The sequence below is a fragment of the Kineococcus arenarius subsp. arenarius genome, from assembly GCF_050871845.1.
In the GTDB taxonomy this organism is placed as follows: domain Bacteria; phylum Actinomycetota; class Actinomycetes; order Actinomycetales; family Kineococcaceae; genus Kineococcus.
Genome location: NZ_JBJLSE010000138.1, coordinates 1 through 8,045, shown reverse-complemented (window position 1 = coordinate 8,045; position 8,045 = coordinate 1). Strand labels below are relative to the sequence as shown.

Genomic DNA, 8,045 nt, shown 5'->3' with positions numbered 1-8,045 from the left:
CGTAGACCACGTACGCCGCACCAACCCCGCCCCCCCACGGGCGCACCCCGGGAGGGGTGGGGTGGGGGGCAGGGGGGGGTGGCCCCGCGCGGGGGGGGGCCCCCCCCCCACCAGATTGCGCAGGTCGCGCGGCGCCGCTACCACGAACCGTCCACCGCTGGTCCGCCGCTCGGCAGGAGCGAACAGTCTCTGGACGAACAGGTCGTCACCGCGCACGTCCGGGAACTGCCCGAACCGCGCCCGGCCGCTGCGCGAGACGCCGTACACACCCAGCCCCACCAGGCCCTCGCGCACGTAGGGGATCTGCTCGTAGGCGCGGTAGAACACCCGCACCGGCCACGAGGACGCCGCGGTGTCGAACTGCACGCGGGGGGAGGCCACGACGGGCTCGTCCGTGCGCAGGGTGTCGGTGAGCTCGTCCAGAGCCCCGGGCGACAGGACGATGTCGGCGTCGAGGTAGACCCGGGGGAACGTGAGCGCCGCCTCGTCACCGGCGCGCAGCGCGGCGGCCTTCGACGCCTGCCCGAGCTCGACGACCCGGACCCCCGCCGCGCGCGCCACCTCGGCGGTGTCGTCGCTGCACCCGTTGGCGACGACGACGACATCGGGCACTTCCCGCACGGCGGCGGCGCCCAGCGCAGCGAGGGTGCGGCGCAAGGTGCGTGCCTCGTCGTGGGCGGGCACCACCACCGAGACGGTGGGGGTGGCTGCGTCCCCGCTCCGCGCGAGGTCCGGGGCAGTCGCTGTGCTCACGTGCGTCCCTCCAGCTCCGAACGCGCAGACGCACCCATCAATACGCCCCGCGTCCGCCCACCACGGCCTTGACCGTCTTCGCGAGGATCATCGCGTCGAACGCCGGCGACCAGTTCTCCACGTACTGCAGGTCCAGCCGCGTCGACTCGTCCAGGTCCAGGTCCGAGCGCCCGCTGACCTGCCACAACCCCGTCAGGCCCGGCTTGACGAGCAGCCGGCGGTGCAGGTCGTCGCCGTACTCGGCGACCTCCTTCGGCAGCGGCGGCCGCGGGCCCACCAGGGACATCGAACCGGTCAGCACGTTGAACAGCTGCGGCAGCTCGTCCAGGGAGTAGCGGCGCAGGAAGCCGCCCACGCGGGTGATGCGCGGGTCGCGCTTCATCTTGAACAGCAGCCCGTTGCCCTCGGACTTCTCCCGCAGGTCGATGAGCAGCTGCTCGGCGTCGGTGACCATGGAGCGGAACTTGACCATGGTGAACTCGCGGCCGTCGCGGCCCACGCGGGTCTGCAGGAAGAACGCCGGTCCCTTGGAGTCCAGCTTCACCAGCGCCGCGATCGTCAGGAACACCGGGCTGAGCAGCAGCAGCGCCAGCGCTGCGGAGCCGCGGTCCAGCAGCGCCTTGCCGACGTGGCGCAGGCCCCGCAGCTCGGGGCGCTCCACGTGCAGCAGCGGCAGCCCGGACACCGGGCGGATCACCACGCGCGGGCCGACGACGTCGGTCAGGGCGGGGGCCACGACCAGGTCGGCGCGGGTGTCCTCCAACTGCCAGCCCAGCCGGCGCAGCACGGGCCCGTCCAGCTCCGGGCAGGTCAAGGTGGCGACCACGTCCACGTCGGTGCGGCGCGCGACGTCCGCGACGTCCTCCAGCGACCCGACCACCGGAACACCCAGCTGCTGCAGCTCGGAGCTGCCGCGCCCACCGGGGGTGCAGGCGCCGTCGATGCGCAGACCGTGGTCGGTGTCGCGGCGCACCTGCCGCACCAGGGCGGCCACGGCGCCGGGGTGACCGGCCACGAGGGTGGACTGAACGCACTCCCCCGCCGCGCGGCGGCGGTGCAGGTAGCGGCGCGCCACCAGGCGCCCGGCCAGCGTCAGCAGCCCCGCCACCGGCAGAGCCACCACCACGAAACCGCGCGCCACGTCCAGGCTGAACGCCCACGACAAGGTGCCCACCGTCGCCACGACGGCCGTGCCGGCCGTCAGGACCCGCTGGAACTCCTCCGAGCCCACCCCCAGGAAGCGCGGCTCGTAGGCGCGCATCAGGCCCATCGCCGCCACCCAGATCGGCGGCAGCAGCGCCATCAGCCACAGCACCGCCTGCCCGCTGGTGGTGCCCAGGTGCAGCGGGGAACTGCCGAAGCGGGCCGCCCAGCCCAGCAGGGCACCCACCAGGGCGGCCACCGCGTCGCTCACGACGAGGGTGCGCACGTACTCGCGCTGCCACACGGCACGGCGGGTCGCGCGGTGCGCCCCGGCCGTCGCGGTGCGCCGGCGCGGGACGGGGAAGAAGGGGTCGGCAGAGCTGCGCGACGGCCCCGAGCCGTCGATGACCCTGCGCTGCTGGTGCGGGAAGACCCCCACCTGGTGAACCGCGACTTCCTCCGCCGCCATGCCTCTCCCCCCGTCGAGGTGCTGCTGGACCGTGCGACCACGACGGTGTGGCTGCGGACCACTCGATCGCCGCGGGCTCCGTGCGTACGTTCGGGTGATGCTGCGCCACGAATGGTAGCCGGGACTCACCCGTTCTTCGCAACCCTCTCACAGAAGTTGTTGAGGGCAACACGAGTCACGAGAGCCTCAGGCATCACAGGACGCCACTCTGCGCCGTCATCACTTGCGCGAAGAGGCCCCCGCCGAACCCGGCGAGGGCCTCTTCCGATGTGGAGCTGAGGGGACTCGAACCCCTGACCCCCTCGTTGCGAACGAGGTGCGCTACCAGCTGCGCCACAGCCCCTTGCTCACCCCTGCGTTGCCGCGGGAGCGAGAAGAACACTACCAGGCCCGGGACCAGGCCCACGTCCACGCCCGGGCCCGGGCCCGGCGGTGCTCAGCCGTTGACGACCCGGGCGCGCTCGCGCACGTCGATGACGCGGCGCCCGCGCTTCGGCGCGGCGGGGGCGACCTCCACGTCCACCTCGACCGGCCCGGTGGCCGGCGCGACGAGCGGGGCGCTGCTCGCCGGGCGCACCACCCGGGCGCGCGGCTTGAGCAGGTACGTCGGCAGCGGCACCTCGACCGGCTCCCACGCCGAGGCGTCCGCCGCGGGGGCCTGCGGGCGCGGCGACGGCACGGCCGCCCCCCGGCCGGCCAGCTCCTGCGCCAGCTCCCGCTCCAGCTGCGCGGTCAGGTCGTCCAGCACGGTGACCTCCTCGCGGGCGCCCTCGTCGTCCAGCTCGCCGTCCAGCGGGGCGGCCGGCGACGGGACCACCGCCGTCGCCACGGCCACGCGGACCGGCGCCTGCGCGGCGTGCCGGCGCAGCGCCACGACGACCAGCGCCAGGACGGCGGTCGGCACCAGCGCCGCCCACGCCGGCGCCACGGACGCCAGCACCAGCGCCCACGTGACCATCGCTGCGCCCAGCACCGAGGTCAGCAGCCGGCGGCGCCGGCGCACCACCCGGCTCGTGCGGGGCTGGTGCACCAGCACCCGCGGCTCCTGCGCCACGGGCTCCTGAACCAGGGGCTCCTGAACCACGGGAGCAGCGGCGGACGCCTCCAGCTGCGGGCGGGCGGCGGACCCGGCGAGCACGGGGCGGCTGGACCCGGGGACCGCGGCGGCCTGCTCCCCGGCGAGGCGGCCGGGGGCGGAACCCTGGCGCACCACCACCCGCATCGCCTCGGAATCCCGGTCCTCGACGCGGGCCTCGGCCGCGTGCCGGCGCCGGTGGATGGCCGAGGGCACCAGGTAGGCGGCCCACAGGGCGACGATGACGAGGAAGATCAGACTGCTCGCGGGCACGTGCGCAACGCTATGGCTTGACAACTGCGCGACCGTGCAGGCGCCGGGCGTGTCGCCCTGCGCGTTCGCCCAGAAAGGCGCAGGAGGACGCTGTGCGCCCTCAGGCGCGCTGCGACCTGCGGTATCGGCTCAACAAACCCTCGGGAACCTCCTCGGCCGTGACCGCGAACGTCCGGTGGTCGCGCCAGGCGCCGTCGATGTGCAGGAACCGCTCGCGCAGCCCCTCGTCGCGCAGGCCCAGCTTGGCCGCCACCCGCAGCGAGGCCGCGTTCTCCGGCCGGATGTTCACCTCGATCCGGTGCAGCCGCAACGTGCGGAAGCAGTGGTCCGTCACCATCGCCAGCGCCACCGGGATCGTGCCGCGACCGGCGACCCGCTGGTCGATCCAGTATCCCACGTGCGCCGAGCGCAGCGAACCCCACGTCACGCCCGAGACGGTGATCTGCCCGACCAGCCGGCCGTCCAGTTCCACGACGAACGGCAGCATCCGCCCGGCGCGCGCCTCGCGGGAGAAACCCCGCACCATCTGCCCGAACGTCGGCGGCGGCGGCGAGGCGTCCGGGCTGGTGGCCTCCCACGGCCGCAACCAGGACGCGTTCGCCGCGCGCACCGCGCGCCACTGCGCGGCGTCGCGCCGGCGCAGCGGGCGCAACCGCACCGGCCCCTCCGTCAGCTCCACCGGCCACACGGGACCGTTCACGGACGGCTCACGGGTTTCCCCCGCCGTGCGCGGTGCGGCGGTGGTCCACGCCGTGCAGCTGCTCCACGGCGTGCAGGAGGAAACCCGCCAGGACCTGCACGCCGTCGCGGGCGGCGCCCGGCGACCCCGGCAGGTTCACCACGAACGTGCGCCCGGCCACCCCGGCCAGCCCGCGCGAGAGCACCGCCGTGGGAACCCCCTTCGCCGCGCCCGCCGCCCGGATCGCCTCGGGCACACCGGGGACCTCGTAGTCCAGGACGCGGCGGGTGCGCTCGGGCGTCAGGTCCAGCGGGCTCAGCCCGGTGCCGCCGTTGGTGACCACCGCGTCGTACCCGGCGGCCACCGCGTCGCGCAGCGCCTCCTCCACCGGGTCGCCGTCCGGCACCACCAGGGGGCCGTCGACGGCGAAACCCATGCCGCGCAGGCCCTCGGCGACGACGGGGCCGGAGTCGTCGGCGTACACGCCCGCCGAGGCCCGGTTCGAGACGGTGACCACCAGGGCGCTGCGCGCGTCAGTCATCGACGCTCCAGTCGCCCGAGCGCCCGCCGCTCTTGGCGGTCACGCGCACCCCGGTCAGGACCGTGCGCTTGTCCACGGCCTTGACCATGTCCACGAACGTCAGCGCCGCGACCACCACGCACGTCAGCGCCTCCATCTCGATGCCCGTGCGGTCCGCGGTGCGCACCGCCGAGCGGATCAGCACGCCCGGCCGCTCGCCGTCCTCGACGTCGATCTCGACCTCCACGGCGTGCACCGCCACCGGGTGCGCCAGCGGCACCAGGTCCGGGGTGCGCTTGGCCGCCTGCAGCCCGGCGATGCGCGCCACCGCCAGGGCGTCGCCCTTGGGCAGGCCGCCGGAGGCGATCAGCTCCAGCACCCGCGCCGAGCACAGCACCCGCCCCTCAGCGCGCGCCTCGCGCACCGTGACGGGTTTCGCGGACACGTCGACCACGCGGGCGTGGCCGCGCTCGTCCAGGTGCGTCAGGCGCTCCCCGCCACCACCGTCACCGACGCCCCCGCTCACGGCTGCCCCACCGGCAGCGGTCCCAGCAGCACGCACTCCACCTCGTCGCCCACCTCCACCTCGGACGTGCCCACGGGTACCACGGCCAGGCACGTCGTGCGCGCCAGCGCGGTCACCAGGTGCGAGCCGTGCCCGGACACCGGCTCCACGTGCAGGCGGCCGTCCTCGCCGTGCGTCCACGCGCACCGCACGTACTGCTCCTTCGCCGGCGGGGACGTCCAGCCCCGGGCGACCACGCAGCGCACCCGCGGGCGGTCCGGGTCGGGACCCTCCGCGCCCAGCATCCGCCGCAGCGCCGGGCGCACGAACACCTCGAACGACACGAACGCGCTGACCGGGTTGCCCGGCAGCGTGAACACCGGAACCCGCTGCTCGCCCAGGGTGCCCGCGCCCTGCGGCATGCCCGGCTGCACCGCCACCCGCTCGAAGCGCACCCGGTGCCCGGCGCGCTCGCCCAGCGGCCCGGACAGGACCTCCTTGACGGTGTCGTAGGCGCCCTCGCTGACCCCGCCGGAGGTCACGACCACGTCGGCGCGCACCAGCTGGTCGTCCAGCACCGAGGCCAGGGTCGCCGCGTCGTCGGCGACCACGCCCACCCGGTAGGCCAGCGCCCCCACGTCCTCGGCGGCCGCGGTCAGCAGGTAGCCGTTGGTGTCGTGCAGCTGGCCGGGCGCCAGCGCGGTGCCCGGCTCGACGACCTCCGTGCCGGTGGAGACGACCACCACGCGCGGGCGCGGGCGCACCCGCACCCGGGCGCGGCCCACCGCCGCCAGGACCCCGATGTGGCGCGGCTGCAGGCGGGTGCCGGCCTCCACGACCACCACCCCGGCGGCGACGTCCTCACCGGCGCGGCGCACGTGCTGGCCCGGGCGCGGCGCGCGCCGGACGCTCACGTGCGCCACCCCGCGGTCGGTCCACTCCACCGGCACCACGGCCTCCGCGCCCGCCGGCACCGGGGCGCCCGTCATGATGCGCGCGCTCGCGCCGCCCGGCAGGCGCAGCGGGTCGGCGCTGCCCGCGGCGACGTCCGCCACGACCGGCAGCCCCACCGGGGACTCCTCCGAGGCGCCCTCCACGTCGCGCACCCGCACCGCGTAGCCGTCCATGCCGGAGTTGTCGAACGCCGGCAGCGGGCGCGGGCTGACCACGTCCTCGGCCAGGACGCAGCCCAGCGCGTCGCGCAGCGCCAGGTCCAGCGGGGGCAGGGGGCGCACCAGGTCCAGGCAGGCGCGGGCGTGCTCGGCGACGGGGGTGAAGGGCCCGTCGCCGTGGGAGCTGACGTGCGGGGCGCTCACGAGCCGGCGCCGGCTCCCGCCGCGACGTACTCGCCCAGCCACGCGCGCAGGTCCGGGCCGATGTCCTCGCGCTCGCTGGCCAGGCGCACCACGGCCTTGATGTAGTCCAGCTTGTCGCCGGTGTCGTAGCGGCGGCCGCGGAACACGACCCCGTGCACACCGCCGCCGGGGGCGCCGGGCTGCGCCAGCACCTGCAGGGCGTCCGTCAGCTGGATCTCCCCGCCCTTGCCGGGCGGCGTCTCGTGCAGCACCGCGAACACGGCCGGGTCCAGCAGGTAGCGGCCGATGATGGCGAGGTTGCTGGGGGCCTCCTCGCGCTTGGGCTTCTCCACCAGGCCGGAGACCTTCACGACGTCCTCGACGTCGGTGGGCTCGGCGACCGCGCACCCGTACAGGTGGATCTGGTCCTCGGGGACCTCCATGAACGCCACGACGCTGCCGCCGAGCCGCTCGCGCACCTCGATCATCTTGTCCAGCAGGGGGTCGCGGGCGTCGACGATGTCGTCGCCCAGCAGCACCACGAACGGCTCGTCGCCCACGTGCCGCTCGGCGACCAGCACGGCGTGGCCCAGGCCCTTGGGGTCGCCCTGGCGCACGTAGTGCACCTGCGCCAGGTCGGTGGACTCCTGCACGCGCGCGAGCTTGGCGTCGTCGCCCTTGGCCTGCAGGCCCACCTCCAGCTCGACGTTGCGGTCGAAGTGGTCCTCCAGCGAGCGCTTGTTGCGGCCGGTGACCATGAGGACGTCGGTCAGGCCGGCCCGCACCGCTTCCTCGACGATGTACTGGATCGCCGGGGTGTCCACCACCGGCAGCATCTCCTTGGGCATGGCCTTGGTGGCCGGCAGGAAACGGGTGCCCTGACCGGCGGCCGGGATGACGGCCTTGCGGACCGTGCGGCTGGGACGCTCGTCGCGTTCGCTCATGGGGCGGGAGGCTACCGTCCGGCCCCACCGCCGCACGGACAGCAGTCGCACGCTCACGGCGGGCATGGATTTCCCGCCTCCGCGCAGGCAGACTGGGGACACGCAGACCCGGCGCACAACCTCCCGCGCACGGTCTTCAGGACCCCAGGAGCCGCCGTGCCCCCGACCCGCGACGACACGCTTCCCACCCCCGCCGCAGCACCCGGCGCGCTGCGCGCGGCGGGTCTGAGCGTGGCGCACGACCCCGTCGAGGTGGGCGCGCGCAAGCTGGCGCTGCGCAGCGCGCTGCGCGCCCCCCCGCGCGGTCGCGCCGAAACCGACGGCACCCACGTCGAACCCGCCCTCGGCCCCACCCAGCAGACCTGCCCCCACGTCGGCCGGGGGCGGGG

Annotated in this window: 9 protein-coding genes and 1 tRNA gene; 1 reads left to right on the top strand and 9 read right to left on the bottom strand. The window is 75.4% G+C overall.

Annotation, left to right across the window (positions count from 1 at the left end; all coding sequences use genetic code 11):
• The 9 genes from ACRYM0_RS19730 to galU all read right to left on the bottom strand — a co-directional run.
• Positions 1 to 753, bottom strand: a 753-nt coding sequence (locus ACRYM0_RS19730) for a glycosyltransferase (RefSeq protein ID WP_432507553.1), incomplete at its 3' end; no start/stop codon positions are given.
• Between the two features lie 37 nt (positions 754 to 790).
• Complete coding sequence (locus ACRYM0_RS19725; protein WP_432507552.1) at positions 791 to 2,365, bottom strand: sugar transferase; 1,575 nt, start codon at positions 2,363 to 2,365, stop codon at positions 791 to 793.
• 270 nt (positions 2,366 to 2,635) lie between these two features.
• Positions 2,636 to 2,708: transfer RNA gene (locus tag ACRYM0_RS19720), tRNA-Ala, on the bottom strand.
• Positions 2,709 to 2,801: 93 nt separating this feature from the next.
• Entirely contained in the window at positions 2,802 to 3,713 is a 912-nt protein-coding gene (locus tag ACRYM0_RS19715) for a hypothetical protein (protein ID WP_432507551.1), read from the bottom strand.
• A 100-nt stretch (positions 3,714 to 3,813) separates the two neighbouring features.
• On the bottom strand, positions 3,814 to 4,413 hold the full coding sequence (locus ACRYM0_RS19710; protein WP_432507550.1) for a GNAT family N-acetyltransferase: 600 nt from the start codon (positions 4,411 to 4,413) through the stop codon (positions 3,814 to 3,816).
• Between the two features lie 7 nt (positions 4,414 to 4,420).
• Positions 4,421 to 4,933, bottom strand: a complete 513-nt coding sequence (locus ACRYM0_RS19705; RefSeq protein WP_432507549.1) for a MogA/MoaB family molybdenum cofactor biosynthesis protein — start codon at positions 4,931 to 4,933, stop codon at positions 4,421 to 4,423.
• Positions 4,926 to 5,438: a cyclic pyranopterin monophosphate synthase MoaC gene (gene moaC / locus ACRYM0_RS19700; RefSeq protein WP_432507548.1), complete on the bottom strand. Its 513-nt coding sequence runs from the start codon at positions 5,436 to 5,438 to the stop codon at positions 4,926 to 4,928. The genes ACRYM0_RS19705 and moaC overlap by 8 nt, the downstream gene beginning before the upstream one ends.
• Positions 5,435 to 6,733 carry a molybdotransferase-like divisome protein Glp gene (gene glp, locus ACRYM0_RS19695; protein ID WP_432507547.1) on the bottom strand — a complete coding sequence of 433 codons (1,299 nt, stop codon included), beginning with the start codon at positions 6,731 to 6,733 and terminating at the stop codon, positions 5,435 to 5,437. The genes moaC and glp overlap by 4 nt, the downstream gene beginning before the upstream one ends.
• Complete coding sequence (gene galU, locus ACRYM0_RS19690) at positions 6,730 to 7,656, bottom strand: UTP--glucose-1-phosphate uridylyltransferase GalU (RefSeq protein WP_432507546.1); 927 nt, start codon at positions 7,654 to 7,656, stop codon at positions 6,730 to 6,732. The genes glp and galU overlap by 4 nt, the downstream gene beginning before the upstream one ends.
• 156 nt (positions 7,657 to 7,812) lie before the next feature.
• Here galU and ACRYM0_RS19685 point away from each other — a divergent pair.
• A partial coding sequence (locus ACRYM0_RS19685) for a hypothetical protein (protein WP_432507545.1) occupies positions 7,813 to 8,045 on the top strand: 233 nt, incomplete at its 3' end.

What these genes read in the sequence shown, in the direction of transcription:
- ACRYM0_RS19725 (WP_432507552.1), bottom strand. Translation starts at nt 2,365, where the DNA reads ATGGCGGCGGAGGAAGTCGCGGTTCACCAGGTGGGGGTCTTCCCGCAC.
- ACRYM0_RS19705 (WP_432507549.1), bottom strand. Translation starts at nt 4,933, where the DNA reads ATGACTGACGCGCGCAGCGCCCTGGTGGTCACCGTCTCGAACCGGGCC.
- galU (WP_432507546.1), bottom strand. Translation starts at nt 7,656, where the DNA reads ATGAGCGAACGCGACGAGCGTCCCAGCCGCACGGTCCGCAAGGCCGTC.